This is a genomic window from Coleofasciculus sp. FACHB-542 (assembly GCF_014695825.1).
Lineage (GTDB): Bacteria > Cyanobacteriota > Cyanobacteriia > Cyanobacteriales > FACHB-T130 > FACHB-T130.
On record NZ_JACJPB010000049.1, the window covers coordinates 32232 to 56485 of the forward strand.

The window sequence follows — 24254 nt, forward strand, 5'->3', positions numbered from 1 at the left end:
TAAAGCTGGATCTGGCGGTAGTAAATCTACTTCAATGTAGGTAATGTGAGGATGATTCAACTCAATATTTTGGTTTTTGTGACAAACAAAAATCACCCTAAAATCTGGTGAAGTTTGATTGCAGATTGACTTGATACATCTTTCAAATAACTTAAGAACGCGCTCCCAAGAATTTGAAGATTGCTAACTTCTGAGCGGTATAACAAAAACAATCATACTGACACCTTAAGAATTAATGCCATAAAGCATGGTCACAAAGCAGGGTTACAGAGAACCAAGACTACTTTGAGCTTGCTGAAAGCGTTTTGAATTCTGCCATCGAGCAGCCAACAAGACTCCCAGTAGTAAGATGCCGCCGAAGAAGTAATGAGAGATAAACACCCTGGATACTAAATAACTCAGAAATTGAGCATTTCCTGGTTTGAAGTAAGCCAGAGTATAGGTAACAGGCAACGATATCAATAAAATGCCTAATAATATTAGGCTAGACCAAAGCTGTTTATTAGGGACTGCTAATTTGTTGCCTAGATAGAGAGATAAAGGTAGTAGCAACAAGAGATAGTAGTGAGTCCAAGAGATAGGACTTGTAAGCAGTGCTAAACAAAGGACAACAGAAAGCTCTAAATTTTCTTCTTCTAATGTGACAGGTTTTTTTGAGCGCCAGCAAATCCAAATAGTCCCACCAAACAGCAGTGAGAGCAATGCGTACCGCACCAGTTTGAACCCCAATCCTACCTCTAGAGGCAGCCACTTAGTAAGACCACCGTCAGTTAGCAAACGAGCTAAGAAGCTATCAAGTGACTGACTGTTGTAGGCGGCGATTGGCTTTCCAGCGTAAGGCTGAATGCACATCTCAAACCAAGTCTGATGTAAATCGACTCCGAACAAAAGGATTGATGCTCCGACAATTGCCAGTAGCGCTGCACTAAACCCCGCCACTACTCGCCATCGACTTCTCATTACAAAGTAAACACCAAAAAGGAACAAGGGAATTTTAATCAAAGCAGCGATCGCTAAGAGCGCACCCGTCCAAATTTCGCGTTTAGCCTGGATGCAAAAAAAAGCTGCGATTAGCAACAACAAGACAAAATGAGTCGAATTTCCTTCTCGCAAGTTGTAATAGAGAGGACCATTAATCGCAAATAGTCCGAGTAGGGCGATTTTTTGTTTTCCGGTTGTTAGTTCGCCGAGCTTGATTAGTAAATAGTAAGTGAAGAGAATCGCAATGCAACTTAAAAACATCAGCAGAACGTGGGCGTTTTGCTGACTCAATAATGAAAAAGGAGTAAATAAATAGGCGATTATTGGAATATTTACAAAAGTTCCAGCCGGACAACCTGGTTGTCCTAAGCAATTTTTATCCGGTAGGTATAAATCAGCAGGATTTTCTAGTATCAGACGACCTGCCGGGTAATAAGCTTTGTCGAAGTCAGCAAATAAATTTTGTGCAGGTGGATTAGAAATATTCCATAAAAATAGCATCATAAGTAAGACAGGGAATCCATAGCCTAACCATAAATTCCATCGCTTTTTTAAGTATTTATCAGCAAGGCTATTTAGCCCAACTGCCCCTAAGATTAAAAGAATGAAAATCAAGTAATTTTTCATAGAAAACCTGATTTAACTCCTATAAATGCTATAAAAAGTTCTGAAGATAAGGTCAGACAAATGATATCTCAGCTCGTGAAAACATAAAGTTGAGGATTATGACGCCTATTAAGCCTTTGGTTATTACCCAAATGTGTCTTTGATTCTATGAACTTGAAGGAAATTTAAGCTTTTCTCAAAGGTCGAATGTTGATGTCAGTTACTTCGGCGGTGCGGGGCAAACTGAGGGCATTGAGTACCACGGCGGCTACATCTTCTGGTTGCAGCAAGCGATCTGGCTGGTATTCTCGACCCTCCATCTCTTGAACCGATGCTTGCATGGGACTAGCAGTGCGTCCGGGGTAGATACTGAGAACGCGCACGCCATCTGCGTTGACTTCTTCTCGCAGACTGTCAGCGATCGCTTTCAGTGCATGCTTGGTTGCAGCATATTGTCCCACACCGCCTCTGGCATTCAAACCCACGGTCGAGTTGAGGAAAGCGATCTGACCCTGACGAACTGTTAGCATCGGCAATAAGGCTTGTGTCAGCGCATAAGGAGCGCGAACATTGACACGGTACTGCCAGTCAAAGTCTTCTAGAGAGGCGGTTTTCATCTGCCCTAAGGTAATAACGCCAGCACTATGAACGAGCAGATCAACCTCTCCTACATCTTGCTCAAGACGAGTTTTTAGCTGCTGAATGTCTTCGTCTAGTGTCAGGTCAACTTGATACAGCAGAACTTTGGATGCAGTTGCTTTAGCAGTTTCGGCAACTGCCTCTAGCGCTTCTAAATTACGTCCCACCAAGCAAAGCGTTGCTCCTTGTGCTGCCAAACCGAGAGCGATCGCTTTGCCAATTCCGCTACTCGCTCCCGTTACAACTGCAATTTTGTCTTTTAAGGCTGACATTCAATTTTAGATGCAAGGATTTGGATTAATCTCAACTGACGGCTGCTGATTTTAAATACTCTTTCAATAAATCATGTTCTAGTAAAGCATCTGCTGCTCTTTTAATCTCATCAAATGCTAAACCCGACCTGTCTGCTATGTCTAGCAAGGTATGATTGCCATCGGCTAAATTCAAAACCCACAAAATTGCCATTTCATTCAGTGCCCCCTCTTTCTGCCCGCCAATTCCTTTATATAGACCCCTTTTTCCCAGTCTCGGCTCGCATTTAGGATTTTGATTTAAGTAAGTCCCATTGCCTTCCAAAACGTGGAAAATTGACAAACATTTAGAGAATGAGTCAGCCAGATATTGCGGTTGCACAAAATCTAGATTATCTGCCGATGTGTGATATTCGGGAAACTCACCGTGCTGCGATCGCATAAAACAACCCACAGCCAGATTGAACCCCGGCGAACAATACTGCCGCTCATCGTAGCCATAGGGGAAGAAATCTATAATCTCATGCTCTTGCCCCGAATGCTTTAAAACGTGAAGGCTGGCTCTATCGATTTGAGCATCACCTTGGCGGCTTCTCTTATAAGTAACTTTGCCTGGATCTCCCACACATGTTAGTACCAATCCGTGTTTAATTTTTTGGGCTTGGGCTTCATTTAAACACAGCCAAGTAATGGAACCAATCGTTCCCGGAATAAATAGAAATCGGTAAGAGTATCTCAGAGAAATCGAGCTGAGATGTTTTGCTAAATAGGCACTTAGAGCGATGCCCGATAGATTATCGTCGCAGAGAGATGGATGACAAGCATGGCAGGAGATTAAAACTTCGTCTGGGCTTTCTCCCTTGATGTAATACTCGCCATAAGTCAGGCTTCCCGGTTCTAAAGATGAATCAATGCAGACTTCATATTCTTCATCTTTTAGTTCTAAAAATTGCTTGTGGCTCAAACAAAAGCCCCAAGTTTCTTTATAATAAGAAGTCCGATAAGGAATCCACTCAGGAGTATCTGGTAGGGTAAACAGGTGTTCTTTCAGTTCCTGAAAGGGCATTTTTTTCCGAACCGGCACGCTGTAATTGACAACATGCAAGTTAGATTTTTGGAAGTCTACGACTCGCTCACCTTGGGAATTTTTGATGTAGGCATCTTTAATATTCCACTCTTTCGGAACTGTCCAGTCGAACACTTCCGTTCCCGTCGGTACCTCGTGAATTTCTAAAGGAATGAGTTCTTGAATAATCTTGAGAGTTTCTCGAAAGCCATTTCCTGTAATACTGCGGCAAATCGGATATAGCTTTGAGATCACCTGGTACATCTCGTTGCCAATCTCATTAGGGTTAAGAACTCTCTTCAGATCGGTGAGGTTCACAGCTTTAAGCCTCTTTTGCAAAAAATCAAGGGCAACTCGAACGTCCTTAATACTAGCTTCAGCACCCGTAAAGTTAGCACTGATTTTAGCGACCTTTACAGGGTTGTTAATTGCTGCATCAGATGGCAATACATCTGAGTCGGTCATTTCAGCTCTCGGCGATCCCCCCCATTGCCTTTTAAAAAGGGATTGGGGGAGATCCTAAACCGAAGAGGGCATCATCTGGATCGGGAAGTGTTCGCTGAATGCTCGTTAACTTCTAACGAACAGAGTTTAGGACTTCCGCCGGAGGTTGGAACACAAGCCCCTCCTCACTGGGTGGTGGCTCGTTCTCGTAGAGCGCAATGACGTCATCAGGAATGCGAGCGAGATCGCTACCCCGCATGAGTTCTCTGAGCGTAGTGCCCTGAGGCGCGGAGTCGAGATTCGGTGCGCCGCCCTTAGCGATAACATCGTCGAGGTGTACGGTTCTGAAGTCGATGCTAAAGCGCGTGCGTCCGGAGGTGTTGGGCACTGTCCAATGCAGCTGTGCGCCAGAGAAGAGGATGATTCCGCCTGGTTTGGTAACGACTCGGAGCTGCGGATCGAGATCGACGTGTTCTAATGGACGGGGCTGCTTCCGGGTATCTTTCTTGATGTGCTGGGCGGCGTTTTTCCGCCCCTCTCGGTTCCACTCATAGTGGTTGTACTCGCTAGAGCCATTTTTTACTGGCTGGCTCCAGTAGCGGGGCTGAAATGCCATCGAACTCTCGGATTCATAGTCGTAGATGGGAAGCCACCAGTTCATCTGGCAGAGGGGAGCGGCGTACCAGGTGTCACGATGCGGGTGCAGCGGATAAGCAACCCCTGCGTTGAGGTAGGTGCCATCACACACAACCCTCATGCGCGGAACGTCGAAATAGGTTTTGTTCATTTCGCAGCCAAGATCCTCTAGCAGTTCCCGAATCAGCTGCTTTGACTTGGGGTGATGGATAAATCTGGGCTTGAGCGGAGCGACAATCTCCACAAACTTTTCGACGGGGAGGCTAAATTGTGCTTCTCGTGGATCTAGAGAACCAAACGCTTCTTGGGTAAGTTCGCGAGCTAATTCGCACAGCGCGATCGCACTTGGACGGGGTGAGAAGACGAAAATCTGCCCGTTGAAAAGATGTTTTCGCCTCACCTCATCGTTAACATCAGAATCGAAAAAGATTGTGTTCACTTTGCTATTTCCTTAAGGGTTGTAGCGCTCCATTCACTCTACATTATCCAAACATTGAGCGGGTAGTTCTGTATCGAACAACTCGCTCAATAGTTAGAAAAAAATTATGCCCCGACAAGAACATAAGAGCTGAACAAAGGCCAGGATAAATCTTTTTCGGAAATTTCACTGACGGGTAAGGGCCATTCAATCCCCAGGATGGGGTCGTCATAGTGCAGCCCGCGCTCATACCCTGGTGTATAAAACTCGCTCATCTGATATACCACTTCGGCGTCATCGGTTAGGGTTTGGAAACCGTGGGCAAACATTTCAGGAATATACAGGGCACGTCGGTTTTCAGCGGTTAGTTCGATGCCAACATGACACAAATACGTGGGCGATTCTGGACGCATATCGACGATTGCATCGTATATGGCACCACGGGTACAGCGAACTAATTTTGTTTCGCTGGCGGGGGCTGCTTGATAATGCATACCCCGCAACGTCCCTTTTTTGTAGTTCACGGATAGGTTGCATTGGGCAACGTTTGGCTTTAATCCACGATCTGCAAATTCATTGGCACAAAAAGTCCGAGCAAATAATCCTCGATTATCTTCTCGTTGCTCTATGTCAATAATAAAGGCACCCTTGAGTTTGGTTTCGGTGAATATCATAGGTAAACTTGCACTTCTGGAATTGGGACTACAAATTTGCCTCCCCACTCTCGAATAAATGCCATCTGCTGCATAATTTCCTCTTTGAGGTTCCAAGGCAAAATTAGCAGGTAGTCAGGCTGTCTTTCGCGGATTTCGTCGGGGTTGAGGACGGGGATATGAGTGCCGGGTAGAAAGGTTCCTTGCTTATGAGGGCTGCGATCTACCGTAAAATCAACAAAGTCTGTGCGAACTCCACAATAATTTAGGAGGGTATTGCCTTTGGCTGGGGCACCATACCCTGCGATCGCTTTCCCTTGTTGTTTCGCTTCAATCAAAAAAGTCAGTAGCTTGCGCTTGGTTTCTTTGACTTTTTCTCCAAAGGTCAGATAGGTGTCTATCTTATCTAAGCCTGCCTGGGTTTCCTTGGATTTTAATTGATTGACGCGATCGCTCATGGCTGGCTCAGCCGCATTGTCATGCTTGCCGTAAATTCGCAGCGAACCGCCGTGAGTCGGGATTTCTTCGACATCAAATAAGGTCAAACCGTGAGCGGCAAAGATTTTTTCGACGGTTAAGAAGGAGAAGTAGGAAAAATGCTCATGATAAATTGTGTCAAACTGATTTTGCTGCATCAGCTGTAACAAATGGGGAAATTCCATTGTCAAGATGCCATCTGGCTTCAAGGCTATCTTCATTCCCGCTACAAAATCATTCACATCCGGAACGTGGGCGAGGACGTTGTTGCCCAACAACAGATTGGCTTGCTTCCCCTCTGCTGCCAGTTCCTTAGCTGTTTCCACCCCAAAGAACTTGACTAAGCTGGGAATTCCTTTTTCCTCTGCGACTTTTGCTACATTTGCCGCTGGTTCGATTCCTAAAACCGGGATTCCCTTTTCATGGAAATACTGCAACAGGTAGCCGTCATTACTAGCAATTTCAATGACTTGATGATTTTTGTCAAACCCAAACCTTTCTACCATCAAGTCCGTGTAAGCTTTGGCATGACGCAACCAACTGTCTGAGTAAGAAGAAAAGTAAGCGTAGTCTCCATCCCCAAAGATATGATCGGGAGATTCAAACTCTTCTAGCTGCACCAAAAGGCAACTTTCGCAAACATAGGCATGAAGTGGGTAGCTTTTTTCTGCCCGACGCAGCTGTTCTGGTGTTAGGTAGTCATTGGCAATGGGTGACATCCCTAGATCGGCAAAGGTATGCTCAAGGGATTTGCTGCAAAAACGACACTTAGCGATCGCCATGATTTAATAACTCCTTACTCCAGAAAAAATCTCGATCAATTTGTTGGGTGCGAATCAGGTACTCTAGCTGCTTCAAGCGAGTGAAACCTCGGAACAAGAAGATGTCTTCAGTCAGATCAATCTGCTTGAACAAATCGAATAACTGCTGGGCACCCCGTCGGGCATCCCATTCACACTTAAATCCCGGTAGGGTTTTGTTAATCTTCTCGAAAGAAACTCGATAGCTGCGGTTGTCCGAGCCATTTTCTCCAAAGGTTAACTGGCATCCTTGGAAGACTGAGGCAATAATTTCCGCAATTTCTTTAACTCGATAGTTATGAGCGGTGTCCCCGACGTTAAAAATTTGGTTGTGAACAATGTCGCGAGGTGCTTCTAGGGTACAGATAATTGCCTTACAGATATCAAGGGCATGAACCAACGGACGCCAGGGAGTTCCGTCACTGATCATCTTGATTTCTTTCGTTGTCCAAGCTAAGCCCGCCAAGTTGTTTAAAACAATATCAAAACGCATTCTCGGAGATGCCCCAAAAGCGGTGGCATTTCGCAGAAAGGTCGGAGAAAAATCGTCATCGGCGAGTGGCTTAACATCTCGTTCTACGAAGGTTTTACATTCCGCATAAGCAGTTTGGGGATTGACAGGAGACTCTTCAGTCACATCGTCCTTTGTTGCTACGCCGTAGACGCTGCAAGAAGACATATAAACGAAGCGCCGCACACCCGCTGCCTTCGCGAGATTGGCAAGGCGAACTGAACCTTTATGGTTAATGTCGTAGGTGATATTGGGTGAGAGTTGTCCGGCGGGATCGTTGGAAAGTTCTGCCATATGAACAATTGCCTCGACCCCCTCTAAGTCTTCTGGTGTGATGTGCCGCAAATCTTTGTTAAGGGTTTTGGCAGTTAAATCGGTGGCGTTATACAGCCAACCTACTTTGTAGAAGCCGGTGTCTACCCCAATCACTTCGTGTCCGCGTTTCATCAAAAGGGGCGCGAGTAACGAGCCGAGATAGCCTTCTGTTCCTGTTACTAATACTTTCATTCGTTCAATTCCTAAACGCTAACAGTTGTTTGTAGGGGTTGGGGTTCCGGAATTTGCTCTACGATTGCTTTGCCAATTTCCAGGGAAGAGGTAGCCGCGGGGGAAGGCGCATTGCAAACGTGGACAGAGCGATCGCCTTTAACAATTAAAAAGTCGTCTACTAACTTGCCATCGTTCATCAAAGCTTGAGCGCGAACCCCAGCGTGGGTGGGAATTAGGTCATCCGACTGCACTTCCGGAATCAGCCTTTGCAAGCTACGCACAAAGGCGGCTTTACTGAAGGAACGAATAATTTCCTGAATGCCTTCGTCGGCGTGTTTTGCTGCCAATTTCCAGAAACCGGGATAAGTCATCACTTCCGCAAAATCCCGCAGATTAAAGTCTGTCTTTTTGTAGCCTTCACGCTTGAGGCTGAGAACAGCATTGGGTCCTGCGTGGACGCTTCCATCAATCATCCGGGTGAAATGAACGCCTAGGAAGGGAAAATCTGGGTTAGGAACCGGATAAATCAGGGTTTTGACGAGATAGCGTTTTTGTGGCGTGAGTTCGTAGTATTCTCCCCGGAAAGGGACGATTTTCGCTTGTGGATCGACGTTTCCTAATTTGGCAACGCGATCGCTATGCAGTCCGGCACAATTGATGACAAAGCGCGTTTCAAACGTGCCGTTATTTGTCTCAAGTACCTGATTCTCCCCCGTTCCAACAATTTTCTCAACTTTGGTATTGAGGCGAAGTTCTCCACCTTGGGCTTCAACTAGCTCAGCATATTTCCGAGCCACCTGCTTGTAATCGGCAATCCCGGTTGCGTACACCCGAATACCCGCGATACAGGCGACATGAGGTTCAATTTCTTTGACTTCCTCTGCACTAATCTTGCTAATTTTTAACCCATTTTCCAAGCCGCGTTGATAGAGGCTTTCTAATCGTGGCAGCTCTTTTTCCTCCGTTGCCACAATTACTTTGCCGCAGACTTCGTGTGCAATGCCATGCTCTCGGCAGAATTCTACCATTGAGCGGCTTCCTTCTCGGCAAAATTTAGCTTTGAAACTTCCTGGTTTGTAATAAATGCCAGCGTGAATCACGCCACTATTATTGCCAGTTTGGTGATAAGCCCACTGGCTCTCTTTTTCCAGCACCACTATACGGGCAGAGGGATAGCGTTTGCCCAAAGCCATTGCTGTAGAAAGTCCAACAATCCCGCCGCCAATAATTGCAAAATCATACATAAGAGTTCTTGCCCCTGCAACTGAAATGGATGAGTGTTTATCCTAAAAATTTGTTACCAAACTTTCCAAGGAGCATTCCCACTCTTCCAAAGTTCTTCTAGGTAGTTCTTATCTCGTAAAGTATCCATTGGTTGCCAAAAACCAGGATGTCTGTAAGCAGCCAGATGTCCATCTTGAGATAATTTTTTCAGGGGTTCTTGCTCCCAAATTGTGGAGTCATCTTCAATATAATCAATGACTTCCGGCTCTAGAACAAAGTAACCCCCATTAATCCAAGCACCATCCCCTTCAGGCTTCTCCCGAAAAGTGGTAATTTTATGTTGATCGGGTTCTAAAGAAATCGCTCCAAAACGTCCCGGTGGCTGAGTTGCAGTCAAGGTTGCCAAACACTTTTGCTCTCGATGAAAGTCTATTAGCTCTTGAATATTGACATTCGCTACGCCATCTCCATAAGTAAAGCAAAAGGTTTGATTCCCAATATGCTCTCTAACTCGCTTTAAGCGTCCTCCGGTCATCGTTTGATCTCCGGTATCTACCAACGTGACTCGCCAGGGTTCGGCATAGCCACAATGCACATTCATTTGGTTAAACCGCATATCAAACGTGACATCGGACATATGTAAGAAGTAGTTGGCAAAATACTCCTTAATTACGTAGCCTTTATAACCACAGCAGATAATGAAATCGTTGATTCCATAAGCTGCGTAAATTTTCATAATATGCCACAGCACAGGTCGTCCACCAATTTCCACCATCGGCTTTGGTTTGATTGTGGTTTCTTCCGTGAGTCGAGTTCCAAGGCCTCCAGCCAGTATCACTGCTTTCATGCGATCGCCTCTTTTTTCATGAAAATGAATCTATACCTTTAGATAGATTCATGTATAATAGAAATGTATTCTTAGTCGAAAAAATCAATTTTCTCTAATTAAATATTCTAAGCGGAAAATACTGAGATATCTGTAAAGATACAGTAAACAAATAGAGGGTCTTTATTAAAACTTTAAAAAGTTGAGCCTCTAGTAGTTTTAAATTTTTAACTCATAAAAACAGCAAAAAAATCGCAAAATCGACTAATTTTGCGATTCAAGCTTGTAGGCTAGAGCAGTAGCCTAGAAGGTTGCCGATAGAATACTAACTATGTTATTGAAGACAATCTGCCAAAAGCGATCGCGCAAATTCCACTGATCATCAATCCCACTCCCACCCAATCAACCGGAGAAACTTTCTCCCTGAGAATAACTGCTCCGGCAATCGTCGTTGCTACCACCGTTAAGCCAATCACCACTGGATAAGCAACTGATAAATTAAACTTCCCCAAAACTAAAATATAGAAAACTGTACTGAGACCATAAACTAAAATCCCACCCAGCAAGTAAAGATTTAAGGGATTTTGACCGGCTCCCAATTTTAACAATGTTTGTGCGAGAGTATTTAAGCCAACGGTCAGCAAGATTAAAAAAGGAAACAAAAGATTAGCTAACATAAACAACGACACTTTCTTGGATATTCAGCTTGCTTAAGCCATCGCTTAATAAAAAGAATCAAAATCCCAAAGCTCGCGGTCGTTAGGCCACGGTGTTTGGACTCGTTTTCCCAAGAGTTTTTCCCACCATCGAAAGGGATGAGGAAGCGTGGCAACTTGGATGCTCGCACAGCCGCTTAGCCATGCCCCTAACACATCTGTATGACGGCTATCACCAATAACGACAACTTGTTTTGGTTTAATCCGCATATATTTGATGGCTTTACGGAAGGCAAAAGGAAAGGGTTTCTTGGCTGGGTTGATTGCTGGAATCTCTAAACGATGGGACCAAGCCTTTACCCGATACCGGCGCTTGCCATTCGAGAGAATGAAAAATTGAAATCCTTGTAATTTTGCCTGTTCGATCCAAGCTTCGGCACCAGGAGACACGTAGCGATCGTCTTCAGAAACAATGGTGTTGTCTAAATCGATAATAATCCCTTGAATTCCGCAAAGCTTTAGCCAGTCAAGCTCTATGGCTGCCAAGCTGTACGCCTCTCTCGGAAAACTGTAAGGCCCCTGGTTGACAGCCGGTTTTTTAGATTTTTGTTTAACAGAGCGGGAAAAGAACAGAGACACTCGGTTTAACATTTGGTCATTTCACTCACAATTTCACTCACAGCCACAACAAGTTCAGCCACAACAACTTCAGAGACTAACAACTCAAAAATTACTCGATTAGCCCTTGACGTTTCAGGAATAGAATGACAAAGCTGGTAACGATCCAAGAGAGTACCGTCAGGAGAATCGGCACGTCTTTTAATAAAATTTCCTCCGGACGCTCAGTCTGTCCTCCTTCGTCATCGATATCGCTTCTCCGAGCGATTTCTTGCGGATCGCTCAGTAGCTGATAGCGGAAAACCCCGTATAAAACAAAGGGTAATGTAAGTAACATCCAAGGTGTTGATGCTCCACGAACTTGAGGTCCGGAACTCCAGATCGCGTAGGTCATGACTGCGCCGGTTGTCACTGTATTTTCCATGCGGCTGAGTAGAGGCAACGAGTAGCGTTTCAGTACAGACCGGGTCTTGCCACCTCTAATTGACAATAGCCGCAGTTCTGCTTTGCGCTTTTCCACACCCAGAAACAAAGCCAGCATAGCAGTACACAGGAGAAACCAGGGGGATAAAACAATGTTTGTTGCAGCAGCACCTGCATAGGCTCGCAAGACAAAACCCATTGCGATCGCAATAATATCCAAAATCACAGTCCGCTTCAGCCGCAGGTTATAGGCAATTTGCAGCAGTGCGTATGCGGTGATGGTTGCTCCCAAGTAGGGCGATCGCAACCAGCCGACAATTAAACCAGTACCCAGCAAACAGACTGCCATTACCATCGCCACTGGTACGCTGACTAAGCCTGCGGCAATGGGTCGCTTACTCTTGACTGGATGTAGACGGTCAGCTTCTACATCTGCAATGTCATTGAGTAGATAGAAGCTACTCGAAGTCAAACAGAACAAAGCAAACGCCAGTAAAGAGCCTAGCAAAGATTCCAGATTAATACTGAAAGCAAACAAGGGCGCTGCAAAAACAATCAGATTTTTTGTCCACTGGCGTGGTCTTAAAGCTTTAATATAAGGAAATTTTATAGAATTATCAGCTAGCTTAGTTGAATTTTGTTTATCACTAGGAAATCCGGGAATTTTCATTTGCTTTTAAACCTTTTTTCTGATAGAAATAATTTCTTTAGGCAGATTCACTGCAAAACTTCGTTTTAAAGTAACCCAGCTTGTAGTAAATACTACAGTCAACAACACCACGGTTTAAATGACTTTTATTCCCAATCTGTGGATGCATCTGTATGTAGTCAATGATTTCCGACTTTAGGACTCAATACCCACTTTACTCTCCTAAGTACCAAGTCCTCCAGTAAGCAGCGCTGCTTTCATGCAATAACCTCGTAATTCTCACAGAGAGTAGCTTTTTTATCTAGATGTACCAGTTTAAGCCGAGATTAAATAAGAAAAAATTTAATCGCTTATTCCGTAATGATTTTAGTCGAAAAATCGTTAATAAACTATCAAGACTCCATAAATATGCATTCTTTTATATAAAGATTTGGCAAAGCAGGCAATTTCTCACGTAGCTCCCTAATTTCGTAAGAGCATTCAAAAAAAATACCCAGGTAAGTTGCACAATCGTTGATAACCAGGATTTTAAGTAAGCTCTGATAATTTCAAAGGTTATTTGCAGCAAATCGCCACTAATTGTTACTACTCAATAGCTACGTTATTTTGAGGGTTATCGTTACCCTCATTTATCTCATATTTCGTCCCCCTTAAAATGTATAGGCATACTAAAACCATTAAACCGCCAGCCAGTAAATAAGACAGAAAAATGTTTAGGGGGAGAAAAGCTATTTTTTTGTACGCTAAATCCTTAGCGATCGCAAAATAATTACTGGTTAAGAAATAACTTATAGCCAGGAAATAAATCGTAAACTTTCCTAATACTTTTTTGGTTAATAAATAAGGAAGTAAAAAAGCATAAATTGGCAAAAGAATTCCATAATGATGTTCCCAAGCAATTGGAGAAGCAATTGTGGAGGTTAATGCAATAATAGAGAAATCCGTGATACTTCCTTTCTCACTCGTTAGCATTGGCAAGAATAGAGCCGCTGAAATTAAAGCGATTGAACTTAGTATTGTTCCCAAGTAAACCCAAGGGTTATAGGGCGGGAAAGAATTATGATTAAAGTTAAGAATGGGATCGTTAAATAGCAATCTATTTAAAACACCATTAATTGATTGGTTTGTAAAAAAAGTTTCGCCGTGCTTGGAAATAAATGATAATACGCTTAAGTAGTTAACATGATCTGCAAAGCCGATTAAGGATATTGAAACTATCAATCCAAGCAAGCTTGTGGCGATAAATCCCAGAGTAAAGCTCCATTGCTTACGCAAAATTCCCCATATCAAAATCAGAGCATACTGGGGCTTAATCAGGCACATTATTCCTCCTAAAATGCCTGCAATTTTTTTCCTATCTGTCATCCAACACCAAAAAAGCACAGCAAACAAAGCATTAAGCCAACACTGAATCTGCCCTAATGTATAGGCTTTCACTACCGGGTAAAAACTCAAACTTAAACAAACTAGGAAAAAATTGATAGCAATTCGCTCGAATCTCGGTATTGCTCCGTTTTCTTTCCATTTGTGCTTTTTTAAACTTAAATTAAATATTTGAATAACAAAAAAAATCGTTAGTATAATAAAATTCCATGAAATAAATTTTAAAGCATTAAATATAGATAATCCAATATTTCTTAGAAATCCCTCAACTACATTTATTTTTAGAAAATAGAAGACCAGCAGAGAGGTAGGGGGATACTGAAATTTTGTTTGTTCTTCAAAAAAAACCTTAGAGTATAATAATTGCTGATGCTCGGATTGAATATAGTTGAACGCTTCTAGCATGGGTTCCCATGAATCATTGATGGTTCGCCCGTACCGCAAGAAGATTTCAGTTCTAGATAATCCTAGGTCTTTCCACTCTGTAGAAAACAGGGTTATTAATATAAAATTAACGACGACAACATTAGCAAACGTAAAGAGCAAGAGGTTTCGAGTTAAAGGATTTAATCTTCGCCAATAGTTCAGTAAATTGACTAAAATAAGCGAAAAATACATATGCTTCTTCTATACTCCTTGATTAGATTTGAATTTGAGATTTTTGTTAGTTCGCTTTTTTAGCCCTATCAACTCCTTTAATCAGTTCAAGCTAGCTTACGGCAAATTCGCAATACTTAAACATGCCCTATCTTGACTACGAAACTCGTTATACTTTGTTCAAGCTTAAATTTGATTGTTGATACAAGGAAACTAACGTGTCAACGAATTGTGTATTGTTTAAAAGTTGGGTGATTACAAACAGTAATAACAAGGCATTTAATACTTTTGAGCTAATCCCTTCTGCATGACTATAGAATTTTAGAGAAAGAGCCACCCAACTCAATACTAAAAAAGTCCAATTCGGAGTAAACAAGAACAGCTCATAGTCTTTTCCATAAATATTATGTAGTAAAAAATTAAATAAAATACAAAAAATTAAACTCCTCATTATCGGCATTTTATCGGCGCGAAACTTAATAAAGGCATAAAGACTCCAAAGGAGTAAAACTGTCCACAGCAAAAAAGCGATAATGCCTGGTATGTAAAGTGCTGTAATAGATGGAGGATCGAAGTTCACCCAAGGTGCAGGTGCAGAATTAAGTTTTACCCAAGAAGGTGGGTTATCTTCAATAGTTCTCCATATATGCGGCTTAATGGCAATAAAATTGAATATAAAAATATATCCTAGCAATTTTAGGATTCTCGAAAAAATACTGCTAGATTGATCGGGCAAATTTACATAATCTCCCTCTTTAGAGTAATAACTTCCTGGAATAAAAAATAGATCGACACTTGGATATATCCACTTCTGCAAGAGGTTCAAAGCAATAGCACCAGACAAAACTAACCCGATGAAAATAATCAGTTTTGTAAAAACTTTTTTATTAAAGCTACCCTGATAGATGCTGAAAAAATAGGCAATAATCCCCTGCACTACGTTACTTATTACCATGCCGAGCGCAAAAATAGTTGCTGGAACCATGTAGATTAAGCTGCCTGGGTAAGCAACTGCCAGCAAATAAATAATAATCAGACTACAGGCAGCAAAAATAAACGTATCGGGAACCGAACTGAAAAATATATGAGAGGTAGATAATCCTAATATAGCTGAGTAGAGAATGGCGTGAAAAGGCTTAAACCCCAGTTTCTGGAAAAAAACTAAGGTTAAAACAACGCACACAGCTCCAAAAAGGGTACTAAATAGTATGCCAACAATTTCCCCAGAACCAATTATTTTTTTGAGTAAAAATCCTAGAGGATTAAAGACAAGAATAAATAAAGGATGAGTATGAGTGCGCCAAAAATTAATTTTATACGTGGTTAGTTGAGTAATAACTCGATGATAATCTGAATGAAATAGTAAGTCAGAACGCTTGACTCCAAGTACTCCGGTAAAAAAAAGAGACAAACTGGAGAAAAGGTAAAGTATCCAAAAGGTTAGAAATGTTCCAACTCTAATTCTTGAAAACATTTAAGATTCTGTCCTGTATCTCAGACAATAATTGCAATTCTTAGAAGGCTAAAATTCGGTACTTAACGCAACCTTGTAAACGTCCTATGCGCCAAGCCAAATCTTTTACCCATTTACTACGGGTTTCCTTAATGAATACTTCTTTTGGAAGGCGCTTTAACAAGTGCAACCAAGCTTTTCCACTAGTCTTCCATGAAAGCTGGGGCATACCCAAGGGTTGATACTTTTTATATAGAAAAACATCATACTCTCCCCACAGGCGTGCCTGCTTGTACATACCGTCCAGAGTGCTGCGGAGCCGGTAATGAACGACTGCGTCTTTTACAAAGTGAAGTTTTATCCCGGCAAGTTGGAGCCGCCAACAATAGTCTACATCTTGCAGTCGGATCATGTTTTCATCAAAACCGCCGATAGATTCATGCAGAGAGCGTTTAACACCAAGATTGCAGCTACCTGCAAAGGGCAGATAAGGAGGATATTTGTATTCAAGAAGCTCATTTCGCTGCTTAAGTGTATAAACTTTTTGTACCCAAGGATCGTTAAGCTTTTGATATTCAAGGCGACCTGCTACGAATTCATACTTCGAGAGCGCGTCCCCCATAGCAGCAACCCATCCAGGAGCCACTTCGTCGTCAGCATCGCAGAACACCAGTGCGTCGCCAGTCGCCGCTTTTGCAGCCGTATTACGTGCAAAGGAACGCCCTTGCTGTTTAGATGAATCAACGATGCGGAGATTGGGTAACCGTTCTTTATATTGTTCCACAATTGCTAGTGAATCGTCAGTGGAGCCGTTATCGGAGATAATTAATTCCCATGAGTCAAAGTAGTCTTGGTTTGCCAATGCTTCAAGTTGAATCGCAAGGGTATCTGCTGCATTAAAACAGGGAATAATAATACTTAACTTCATAAATCAATCTTCCGCTTCGCACCCGTATCTATATTAAGTAATTTTATGTACTGGCTACTTAATATATTTGACACCTATTCTCTTTGCAAGTCATCTTCAACTTTATCTAAGACTTTAGTCACAACCTCCTGATATCGAGTTAGGCTAAAAGTATTCAACGCTTTCAGGCGAGTCTGTTCCCAGTCCACAGGAGGGGCTGTACCATTGACGATCGTAAGAATTGTTTGAGCGATTGATTCACCTGTCGGTTCGCAAGTCCAAAAGTCTACTTCTGGGTCGAAGAATTCTTTTAAACCAGGAAAGTTCATATTCAAGGTTGGTATTCCCATTGCAAGGGATTCGACTAATTTATTGGGGGTTGCACTATTACGCGCCCTTTCGTTATTACCAAATACACCTAAGGCTAGGTCGCAATTTTCTACTAAATATTTAGGTAGAGAGCCATCAGAAAACTTTAAATCTTTTCTAAGAAAAACGCGATCGCTTAGTTCCTCTTCCTTGATTTTCTTTTCGTAGGCATGAAACCGTTCTGCATATCCAGATCCATAAGCACCAAATAAATTGCAAGTAAACGGTATCTCTTTTTCCTTTAGAATTTTCATAGCTTGTAATATATTATCTACTCCGTGTAGAGGAAGAATTGTTCCCCACCAGCAGATATTTAGGATACCATCCCCCATAAATTGTCTTTTAAGGCTTAGTCTAGATTCGGTAAATAAAGGAGCAATAAAAACTTTATTTTGACCGAGTTCAACGTCTAAAACTTTTGCCCAGTAAGCAAGTTCATAAGCGGACAGGTGAATGATATAATCTGTTTTTGTAAACGCTAGGATATCTTTTTTCAATATTTCTTTGGCTGCTTTACTTCCTTCTTGGATGTCATCTTTATTTCTTACATAAGTGTCATACATCGATATATATGGTTCTATGACGACTTTATTTTTAAATATTTTTGACACCCACAAAGCACTTTGAATAAAATTAGCGCTCATTGGCAATACGTAGATTACGTCTGCCAAAGCAGCTTTTACAAAAAGCTCTATAAGATAAAATTTAGAGAAAACTTTGCGAATAAATTGAGTAAAAAAGGTTTGTCTTCCTCTTCCTCGGAGGTAAAAATCTGGATAGACGAAGGAAACATAGTATCCAGAATCCAACAAAAACTTGAGCAAATTTTCGCAACGATAAGCTCCATGTACATTTCCATAGAGCAAAACCTTGATTTTTTTCTTGAAAATTGACATGGTTGATGCAGCTACCATTTAAAAAACCAGTTCAACCAGGCGAAACTTAGCACGTCTATGTCAATTTTAGTTCAATAGACGTTCGTTTGATTAATTGAACCTTATTAAAAGTCAACGGTTATGAGCTTAATAAAATTAATTAACAAAATTCCTCGAACTACTTAGTTGTAATTCTTGTATTTTTACTAATTTTTCCCTGTTAGAAATTTCATTTGCATACTTTTTTTCAAAAAATAAAATGGACTCACTAAACTGCTTAAGAAAAATTCCATTTCGCAAGCAGCAACCAGGTCAGTTTTCAACTTACCTCTATATTTAATTAGTTGAAGAATGGCTCTACGCAGGTTTCCTAAAAGGATTCTGGTAATAATAATTGGCTTTTGCCAATTATTAGCATTAATCATGCGTAGCTGACAAATACTTAAGCCTACCCCCCGAATTAGAGTTATTAAGTAATCTTTCTCTAACCGCCACTTGGGAATTTGATGATAAATACACATTTCGGGGTTGTACCAAATTTCCCAACCAGCGCGTCCGATGTAGAGTAGCGCTTCAAAATCTTCTCCTTTGGCTGCCAAGGATGACCCAACTGGTCCCTGAAGAACAAGTTGAGCGGGAACGTTGTCTAGCCACACTTGCTTTTGGACAACTAATCCGGCTCCTGGAGGAAGGCTTAAATTCTCCGGGTCGTATAGATTAGGTTTTGAACCTCTTTCTTTCAGTGCCAAAAAAGATTGAATTCTTTCAAAGTTTTCTGGCGGATAAACTTCAAATTCGCCTTTTATCTGACCTCCAAAAGCACCTGCTTTTGGATGAGATTTCCCGAAGGAGTAGGCTGCTGCTACCCAATTTGGGTTCGGAAAATTATCATCATCCAAAAAACCAATAAAAGTACCTCTTGCTTCCTTAATGGCGCGTAGTCTTGCAAACACTGCGCCTTGCTGTGGCTCAAAGTAATACATGAGCGGATATGCTTGAGGCCAGTTAGATTGATATTCTTGAATGATTTTGGCGGTGTTGTCAGTGCTATTGTTATCGACGACAACCACTTCCCAAGAAATCTGCTCGGTGCCTACCTGCGATCGCAATCGCTCCAAAACGGCTGGTAGAAGCTTTTCCCCGTTGTAAGTGCGAATTGCTACAGTAAAGTCTACCTTAGACATATCTACAAGCCCAGCCCTGATTGGGGTTCAGAAGTTGCCTTCAGAGTAGCCGTGGATTGAGCTAGCGTCAACCCCCACGGCTAAGTGTTGTCTCCAGTCCAATTTTAAATTTAACCAACCTTCCTTATGGGGCAGTAGATACTTTGCGATCTACCAGTCCCGGTAAAGAATTAATGTCTTCTCTCAAGCCAAATATTTTAGCTTGCCCAAGCTCTAAGTATTTATTTTTGAAAAGGAAAAAGGGACTAATCAAGCTAGATAACAGTAGTTCCCGCTCGCAAGCCGCAATCAAATCTCTTTGATCTCCTCGATATTTAATCAGATGGAGCATTAGTCTGCGGAGATCGTTGAGCAGGTAAGCTGGAAAAGCTACAGGTCTTTGCCAGTTCTTCAGACCGAGCATCCGTATGTGATACCGACTTAAACCCACGCAACGGATGAGAGAAATTAGGTAATCTTTTTCCAATCGCCAGCGGGGAATTTGATGGTAAACACGCATTTCGGGATTGTACCAGATTTCCCAACCCGCGCGCTGAATATGCAATGTGGCTTCCAAATCTTCGCTGGCTAACTTAGCTTCTCTCCCCTTGTGATTGAGGACGAGGCGCTTAGGCACGTTTGCAAGCCAAGCTTGCTTACGAACCACTAATCCTGCCCCTGGAGGCAGGATCTTCTTGCGTGGTTCGTAAAGGCTGGCTTCCGCACCTCGATCCACTAATGCCAAGAAACAAGCGATTTTTTTAAAATTTTCAGGTGGCTCGATTTCAAAATTTCCTTGGATTTGGCTACCGTAGGCACCCGCTTCTGGATGCGCTTGACCGAAGGCATAAGCAGCAGCAACCCAGTTAGAGTCAGGCAGATTGTCATCATCTAAAAAGCCAATTAAAGTGCCTCTGGCTTCTTCAACAGCCCGTTGGCGAGCAAATGCAGCTCCTTGCTCAACTTCCAACGTGTAGTGTAGCGGAGCAACTTCTGACCAGTTGGCTTGATATTCTTGAACAATTTTTGCGGTTTTGTCGGTGCTGTTGTTATCAACAACAATAATTTCCCACGAAAAGTGTTCGGTGTTGATCTGCTCTCTGAGTCGATCGAGAACTTCGGGTAAACGCTTTTCACTATTAAAGGTGGGAATGGCTACTGTAACGTCAACCATAAGTTTTGACCGGTTTTTTGAGTAGATAGATGCCGATGTTGTGTTAGTAGAGCTTGGGTGAGAACACCAACTTCAAAACGATGCAGATTAGTAGTACCTACTGCTCTTGCACTTTCCCTTGAATGGCGTGGGGTACGTCGAGCTTTGTAGGAGGCCTACTAAATCTTCCCCGCGATAATACTTAAGTAGACTGACAGCGAAGCGGTTGCTGGGTCGAGCGATCGCTCTCTCGTTGCAGTCAACCTCAGTTATCTTGGTTAAATCTACACCATTGGATCGGGATTTTTACGGAAAACTTTCTTAAAGCTTCATAAGATTTTACCCAATACTTACGAACTCATCTACACATGGGTTAAGTATCTTTACTCAAGCTTTAAATTTCCGGGTTTTGTGGGGACTCTTGTGAAGTTTAGATAAAGTTAGATTAAAAGAATCGCCATAAACGACTTTTATTGTCAGTCCATATCTTAAAGAGATGCGCACGTAATATCATCTGTAAGAAGACATAAATGGGATTCGGCAATCGAGCCTTTGGGTATACCCATATACTTCACCGTGGGGAGCGAGCAGATAAATTGCCTAAATTCTCGTGGTGTTGGGGGTAGCCCGCAGGCATCCTCTGGCAGTGAGTCCGGGTTCAGCAGTGACCGACTCCAAGGGTACAGCAGAAATTAGCGAATCCCTGGACGTGGGACACGGCAAGCCGTCTACTTCACCCTGGCGCGAGACACGACCTAATTAGGCTCGTTCCGTTAAAATATTTGGAAAAGTAAATCTTTAATGTCTTTGAGTTGGAGGGTGCGGCTTCTCCCCTCAAAATGTGCTGAGTATTGAGCATTCTCTTGCTTGGCTAAGTTCTCAATCCCGAACAAACTGGGGTGTAGGTCGCGCAAGTATTTGATGAATTCAGAAAACCGCAAATTTACACCGGAACAATCTCAGTCACAGCCAGAACCAGTGCCGCAGCTCAAGCGCACCGTTCATCCAGACAGCCTGAAATTTATGAATATGGCAAAAGAGATTCTCGATAGCCCTGCTGTTCAACAAGCTGTTGAGGGTGAAAAGCAAAAAACAAAAGACGGGAACGAATGAGTGATGGAGTTGTCGTAGGGACACAGGCAATGCCGTGTCCCTACGACAACTCACCATTCCCGATTACCAATCCCTGGATAATCGGGATGTCTCGGAGATATCAGTGGCTCAGGACCCAGTTGACGAGGGTGCGGACACCGTAACCCGTAGCACCGGAATTGTTGACACCGTTCTCTTTATCTGCCCAGACGGGACCGGCGATGTCAAGGTGCGCCCAAGGTGTCTCTTGGACGAACTGCTTCAAAAAGAGGGCAGCCGTAATCGAACCACCCGGACGAGGGCCGGTATTTTTCAGATCGGCAATCGGAGACTTGATGCCTTCAAAGTATTTCTCTTCCATCGGCATCCGCCACAGCTTTTCCCCTGCCTTTTCCGATGCTTGCAGCAACTCTTGAGCAACTGTGTCATCGGGGGTAAACAACCCAGCAATATCATCGCCTAGGGCAATGACGCAAGCACCCGTCAGGGTGGCTAAATCGACAATGGCATCAACGCCGAGCTTTTCCGCAAATACCAGCGCATCGGCTAAAGTCAATCGACCTTCCGCATCCGTGTTGTTCACTTCAATCGTCTTGCCGTTGGATGCCTTGAGGATATCGCCTGGGTGCATGGCATGACCGCTGATCATATTCTCAGTGACGGCTGAGATAAAGTGAACTTCAACATCTGGTTTGAGTTGACCAATCGCCTTCGCTGCGCCGAGGGTAGCCGCAGCACCTCCCATGTCCATTTTCATGGTTTCGATGCCACTACCCGCGCCCTTAATGTTTAGACCACCCGAATCGAAAGTGAGACCCTTGCCGATGATAGCCACTTTGCGGCGGGGTGTTCCTTCTGGCTTGTAAGTGAGGTGAATAAATTTAGGGGGCATATCGGAAGCTTTGGCAACACCGAGGAACGCGCCCATGCCCAATTGTTCGCACTCTTCTTGTTCCAGAATTTCCAACTGGAGGTTGTGGTTAGAAGCGATCGCTTGTGCGGTTTGAGCCATCGTTATGGGAGTGCATTCATTCGGCGGTGCAGCAACCAGTTCCCGCGCCAGAATCACCCCCGAAGATAGGAATTGAGCGCGATTAATGGCTTCTTCCTGACCTGCCAATCCGAGTAAATCCACCCGCTCTAGCTGCGGCTCCTTATCCTCCGGTTCTGATTTAAAGCGATTATCCTTATGAAGAGCTAGCAGTATCCCTTCAGCGATCGCGCCAGCCGTTGCATCGGGTGCCTGATTCCACACCGGCAGGCTAATCCCCAGGATTTTACTCTTTTCCTTCTTCGCTAACCGCGCGATCGCCGCACCAATTCGCCGCAGAGTATCCGGTTGAAAAGCCTCTGCTTTCCCCAGTCCTACCAGAATAATTTTCCGAACCGGGCTACCCGCACCCACGCGGGTGACGGCACTACTCCCTTCTTTTCCCTTAAATTCTGTTTCTGCAATCAGTTCGTTCAGCGTACCGGCAAACTTCTCATCCAGCACCGCTAAATCGTCTGTCACCTCTACCGCATCCTCAAAAAAACCAAGGGCGAGAGCGTCCCCAGCCCAGTCCAAACGCGGCGTATCAATCGCTCGAATATCCATCCCCGGCTCTTACCTTAAAGCACTACCTGTAACAGTATTGCTCAAAAATCATCAACAAGACTCGTCTGCCCACCCGCGTAACTTGTCCCCTGTAGATACACTTTATAGGAATACACTTTTTCCGATTGGACTTAGGAGCGGATTGATGGTTTCAAAAGCTAGGGGAGAACCCCAACCTCTTTCGTCGCCATCCAATGCGCCAGTTCCTAGCAACCAGTCGGTAGCCCGCCCCGATCCGAGCGTGCTACAGCAAGATCTCCAGAGACAGTTTAATCATCATTCCTCTGCCCGCGGTGAACTGACGATGCCCTGCGTGCCATCAATGCTAGATTATGCACTCAATCGGCTAGTGCGGCTGTTTGAGGCGATTGGTCGCCAACTCTCTCCTGAAGAACTGCAAAAATTGCGCGATTTGATTGCATCTAATATTCAAGAAGGTTTTCTGGCTTCTCCTCATGCTCGATTAGTCATTCAGTACCAACCCGATCCTACTTCCTTAAATAGCCTCACCTGTAACGTCTCAACCAGGATTTTATCGGTTGCCCAGGAGTACCAGCAGTGGATTCAGAACCGAGAGCCGCCCCTATTTGGTAGTCACCCAGACGCGAAAGTCATGGCAACGGCTGCCCAATTTAGAGATCCGGCTCAAAACCCAATTCTTGATGTGGGAGCAGGAACAGGTCGCAATAGCCTTCCCTTGGCGCGAAAAGGCCATCCGGTTGATGCTTTAGAATTGACTCCTGGTTTGGCGGAACAAGTGTTAAATGCGGCAGTGGCGGAAAATTTACCGATTCGAGTCATCCAGGGTGATATCCTCGACCCCCTGGTGAGAATGCGACCCGCTTATTACAAATTCGCAATTGTGGCGGAAGTGGTGTCTCACTTCCGGGATAACGATCAAGTCCGCTTACTCTTGGCGAAAATGTGCGATGTTATCCAAGGTAGCGGTCTGTTGCTGTTCAACCTCTTCTTAGCTGTGGATGGATATGAGCCAAACGATCGGGTGCGGGAAATGTCACAGGTAGCGGCATCGTATATCATGACGCGATCGGAGCTGAAGCGAGCGATGGAGGACTTACCTCTGGAAATGCTGTCAGATGAGTCTGTGCTTGATTATGAGCGCGCTCACCTTCCGCAAGAGGCATGGCCCCCAACTAATTGGTTTGTATCCTGGACGAGCGGACGTGACGTGTTTCCCATCCAAGAAACCCCTCCGATGGAGCTGCGTTGGATTCTCTGTAGACGGTACTAACGGAATACAAGGTTGTTGCCCTTTTTGGGTTGGTAAGGATAAGGAT

21 protein-coding genes are annotated in these 24254 nt (G+C 43.6%); 2 read left to right on the top strand and 19 right to left on the bottom strand.

What is annotated here, in order from left to right:
* Nucleotides 1-264 precede the first annotated feature (264 nt).
* The 18 genes from H6F52_RS19300 to hpsE (H6F52_RS19385) form a co-directional block, all read right to left on the bottom strand.
* Nucleotides 265-1485, bottom strand: a complete 1221-nt coding sequence (locus H6F52_RS19300; RefSeq protein ID WP_190536451.1) for a glycosyltransferase family 87 protein — start codon at nucleotides 1483-1485, stop codon at nucleotides 265-267.
* 287 nt (nucleotides 1486-1772) lie between these two features.
* Entirely contained in the window at nucleotides 1773-2498 is a 726-nt protein-coding gene (locus H6F52_RS19305) for an SDR family oxidoreductase (protein ID WP_190536452.1), read from the bottom strand.
* A gap of 31 nt (nucleotides 2499-2529) precedes the next feature.
* Complete coding sequence (locus tag H6F52_RS19310) at nucleotides 2530-3807, bottom strand: DUF4910 domain-containing protein (protein WP_190536520.1); 1278 nt, start codon at nucleotides 3805-3807, stop codon at nucleotides 2530-2532.
* Between the two features lie 313 nt (nucleotides 3808-4120).
* Complete coding sequence (locus tag H6F52_RS19315) at nucleotides 4121-5062, bottom strand: hypothetical protein (RefSeq protein WP_190536453.1); 942 nt, start codon at nucleotides 5060-5062, stop codon at nucleotides 4121-4123.
* A 104-nt stretch (nucleotides 5063-5166) separates the two neighbouring features.
* Nucleotides 5167-5715 (bottom strand): dTDP-4-dehydrorhamnose 3,5-epimerase, encoded by a 549-nt coding sequence (rfbC, locus tag H6F52_RS19320; RefSeq protein WP_190412206.1) that lies wholly within the window; start codon nucleotides 5713-5715, stop codon nucleotides 5167-5169.
* Nucleotides 5712-6953 carry a class I SAM-dependent methyltransferase gene (locus H6F52_RS19325; RefSeq protein ID WP_190524861.1) on the bottom strand — a complete coding sequence of 414 codons (1242 nt, stop codon included), beginning with the start codon at nucleotides 6951-6953 and terminating at the stop codon, nucleotides 5712-5714. Before H6F52_RS19325 ends, rfbC begins: the two co-directional genes overlap by 4 nt.
* Nucleotides 6940-7989 carry an SDR family oxidoreductase gene (locus H6F52_RS19330; protein ID WP_190536454.1) on the bottom strand — a complete coding sequence of 350 codons (1050 nt, stop codon included), beginning with the start codon at nucleotides 7987-7989 and terminating at the stop codon, nucleotides 6940-6942. Before H6F52_RS19330 ends, H6F52_RS19325 begins: the two co-directional genes overlap by 14 nt.
* Before the next feature lie 11 nt (nucleotides 7990-8000).
* The gene (gene lhgO, locus H6F52_RS19335; protein WP_190536455.1) at nucleotides 8001-9215 is read right to left on the bottom strand and encodes an L-2-hydroxyglutarate oxidase; all 1215 of its coding nucleotides are present in this window, start codon (nucleotides 9213-9215) and stop codon (nucleotides 8001-8003) included.
* A gap of 53 nt (nucleotides 9216-9268) precedes the next feature.
* A complete protein-coding gene (gene rfbF / locus H6F52_RS19340) occupies nucleotides 9269-10042 on the bottom strand; it encodes a glucose-1-phosphate cytidylyltransferase (RefSeq protein ID WP_190412202.1) in 774 nt (257 codons plus the stop codon).
* A 308-nt stretch (nucleotides 10043-10350) separates the two neighbouring features.
* Nucleotides 10351-10698: an SMR family transporter gene (locus H6F52_RS19345; RefSeq protein WP_190412201.1), complete on the bottom strand. Its 348-nt coding sequence runs from the start codon at nucleotides 10696-10698 to the stop codon at nucleotides 10351-10353.
* Between the two features lie 45 nt (nucleotides 10699-10743).
* A complete protein-coding gene (locus tag H6F52_RS19350) occupies nucleotides 10744-11328 on the bottom strand; it encodes a YqeG family HAD IIIA-type phosphatase (RefSeq protein ID WP_190536456.1) in 585 nt (194 codons plus the stop codon).
* 79 nt (nucleotides 11329-11407) lie between these two features.
* Nucleotides 11408-12388 (bottom strand): decaprenyl-phosphate phosphoribosyltransferase, encoded by a 981-nt coding sequence (locus H6F52_RS19355; RefSeq protein ID WP_190412199.1) that lies wholly within the window; start codon nucleotides 12386-12388, stop codon nucleotides 11408-11410.
* A 564-nt stretch (nucleotides 12389-12952) separates the two neighbouring features.
* Nucleotides 12953-14155 carry a glycosyltransferase family 87 protein gene (locus tag H6F52_RS19360; protein WP_206754043.1) on the bottom strand — a complete coding sequence of 401 codons (1203 nt, stop codon included), beginning with the start codon at nucleotides 14153-14155 and terminating at the stop codon, nucleotides 12953-12955.
* Between the two features lie 361 nt (nucleotides 14156-14516).
* A complete protein-coding gene (locus H6F52_RS19365) occupies nucleotides 14517-15821 on the bottom strand; it encodes a hypothetical protein (protein WP_190536458.1) in 1305 nt (434 codons plus the stop codon).
* Nucleotides 15822-15861: 40 nt separating this feature from the next.
* Nucleotides 15862-16728: a glycosyltransferase gene (locus H6F52_RS19370; protein WP_190536459.1), complete on the bottom strand. Its 867-nt coding sequence runs from the start codon at nucleotides 16726-16728 to the stop codon at nucleotides 15862-15864.
* 74 nt (nucleotides 16729-16802) lie between these two features.
* Nucleotides 16803-17990 carry a glycosyltransferase gene (locus H6F52_RS19375; RefSeq protein ID WP_199300644.1) on the bottom strand — a complete coding sequence of 396 codons (1188 nt, stop codon included), beginning with the start codon at nucleotides 17988-17990 and terminating at the stop codon, nucleotides 16803-16805.
* A gap of 167 nt (nucleotides 17991-18157) precedes the next feature.
* A complete protein-coding gene (hpsE, locus tag H6F52_RS19380) occupies nucleotides 18158-19135 on the bottom strand; it encodes a hormogonium polysaccharide biosynthesis glycosyltransferase HpsE (RefSeq protein ID WP_190524877.1) in 978 nt (325 codons plus the stop codon).
* Nucleotides 19136-19259: 124 nt separating this feature from the next.
* The gene (gene hpsE, locus H6F52_RS19385) at nucleotides 19260-20288 is read right to left on the bottom strand and encodes a hormogonium polysaccharide biosynthesis glycosyltransferase HpsE (RefSeq protein WP_190412193.1); all 1029 of its coding nucleotides are present in this window, start codon (nucleotides 20286-20288) and stop codon (nucleotides 19260-19262) included.
* A 900-nt stretch (nucleotides 20289-21188) separates the two neighbouring features.
* Between hpsE (H6F52_RS19385) and H6F52_RS19390 the strand changes: the two genes are divergently transcribed.
* A complete protein-coding gene (locus H6F52_RS19390) occupies nucleotides 21189-21380 on the top strand; it encodes a hypothetical protein (protein ID WP_190428861.1) in 192 nt (63 codons plus the stop codon).
* A 100-nt stretch (nucleotides 21381-21480) separates the two neighbouring features.
* Here H6F52_RS19390 and H6F52_RS19395 read toward each other — a convergent pair whose 3' ends face one another.
* Nucleotides 21481-22956 (bottom strand): leucyl aminopeptidase, encoded by a 1476-nt coding sequence (locus H6F52_RS19395; RefSeq protein WP_190536460.1) that lies wholly within the window; start codon nucleotides 22954-22956, stop codon nucleotides 21481-21483.
* A gap of 145 nt (nucleotides 22957-23101) precedes the next feature.
* On the opposite strand from H6F52_RS19395, the gene H6F52_RS19400 reads away from it, so the two are divergent.
* A complete protein-coding gene (locus H6F52_RS19400) occupies nucleotides 23102-24208 on the top strand; it encodes a class I SAM-dependent methyltransferase (RefSeq protein ID WP_190428859.1) in 1107 nt (368 codons plus the stop codon).
* Nucleotides 24209-24254 lie beyond the last annotated feature (46 nt).

What these genes read in the sequence shown, in the direction of transcription:
- H6F52_RS19395 (WP_190536460.1), bottom strand. Translation starts at nt 22,956, where the DNA reads ATGGATATTCGAGCGATTGATACGCCGCGTTTGGACTGGGCTGGGGAC.
- H6F52_RS19400 (WP_190428859.1), top strand. Translation starts at nt 23,102, where the DNA reads ATGGTTTCAAAAGCTAGGGGAGAACCCCAACCTCTTTCGTCGCCATCC.
- H6F52_RS19310 (WP_190536520.1), bottom strand. Translation starts at nt 3,807, where the DNA reads ATGTACCAGGTGATCTCAAAGCTATATCCGATTTGCCGCAGTATTACA.
- H6F52_RS19370 (WP_190536459.1), bottom strand. Translation starts at nt 16,728, where the DNA reads ATGAAGTTAAGTATTATTATTCCCTGTTTTAATGCAGCAGATACCCTT.
- H6F52_RS19300 (WP_190536451.1), bottom strand. Translation starts at nt 1,485, where the DNA reads ATGATGCTATTTTTATGGAATATTTCTAATCCACCTGCACAAAATTTA.
- H6F52_RS19390 (WP_190428861.1), top strand. Translation starts at nt 21,189, where the DNA reads ATGAATTCAGAAAACCGCAAATTTACACCGGAACAATCTCAGTCACAG.
- H6F52_RS19360 (WP_206754043.1), bottom strand. Translation starts at nt 14,155, where the DNA reads ATGCTAGAAGCGTTCAACTATATTCAATCCGAGCATCAGCAATTATTA.
- lhgO (WP_190536455.1), bottom strand. Translation starts at nt 9,215, where the DNA reads ATGTATGATTTTGCAATTATTGGCGGCGGGATTGTTGGACTTTCTACA.
- H6F52_RS19365 (WP_190536458.1), bottom strand. Translation starts at nt 15,821, where the DNA reads ATGTTTTCAAGAATTAGAGTTGGAACATTTCTAACCTTTTGGATACTT.
- H6F52_RS19305 (WP_190536452.1), bottom strand. Translation starts at nt 2,498, where the DNA reads ATGTCAGCCTTAAAAGACAAAATTGCAGTTGTAACGGGAGCGAGTAGC.
- hpsE (WP_190524877.1), bottom strand. Translation starts at nt 19,135, where the DNA reads ATGTCTAAGGTAGACTTTACTGTAGCAATTCGCACTTACAACGGGGAA.
- H6F52_RS19350 (WP_190536456.1), bottom strand. Translation starts at nt 11,328, where the DNA reads ATGTTAAACCGAGTGTCTCTGTTCTTTTCCCGCTCTGTTAAACAAAAA.
- H6F52_RS19375 (WP_199300644.1), bottom strand. Translation starts at nt 17,990, where the DNA reads ATGGTAGCTGCATCAACCATGTCAATTTTCAAGAAAAAAATCAAGGTT.
- H6F52_RS19325 (WP_190524861.1), bottom strand. Translation starts at nt 6,953, where the DNA reads ATGGCGATCGCTAAGTGTCGTTTTTGCAGCAAATCCCTTGAGCATACC.
- rfbC (WP_190412206.1), bottom strand. Translation starts at nt 5,715, where the DNA reads ATGATATTCACCGAAACCAAACTCAAGGGTGCCTTTATTATTGACATA.
- hpsE (WP_190412193.1), bottom strand. Translation starts at nt 20,288, where the DNA reads ATGGTTGACGTTACAGTAGCCATTCCCACCTTTAATAGTGAAAAGCGT.
- H6F52_RS19345 (WP_190412201.1), bottom strand. Translation starts at nt 10,698, where the DNA reads ATGTTAGCTAATCTTTTGTTTCCTTTTTTAATCTTGCTGACCGTTGGC.
- H6F52_RS19330 (WP_190536454.1), bottom strand. Translation starts at nt 7,989, where the DNA reads ATGAAAGTATTAGTAACAGGAACAGAAGGCTATCTCGGCTCGTTACTC.
- rfbF (WP_190412202.1), bottom strand. Translation starts at nt 10,042, where the DNA reads ATGAAAGCAGTGATACTGGCTGGAGGCCTTGGAACTCGACTCACGGAA.
- H6F52_RS19355 (WP_190412199.1), bottom strand. Translation starts at nt 12,388, where the DNA reads ATGAAAATTCCCGGATTTCCTAGTGATAAACAAAATTCAACTAAGCTA.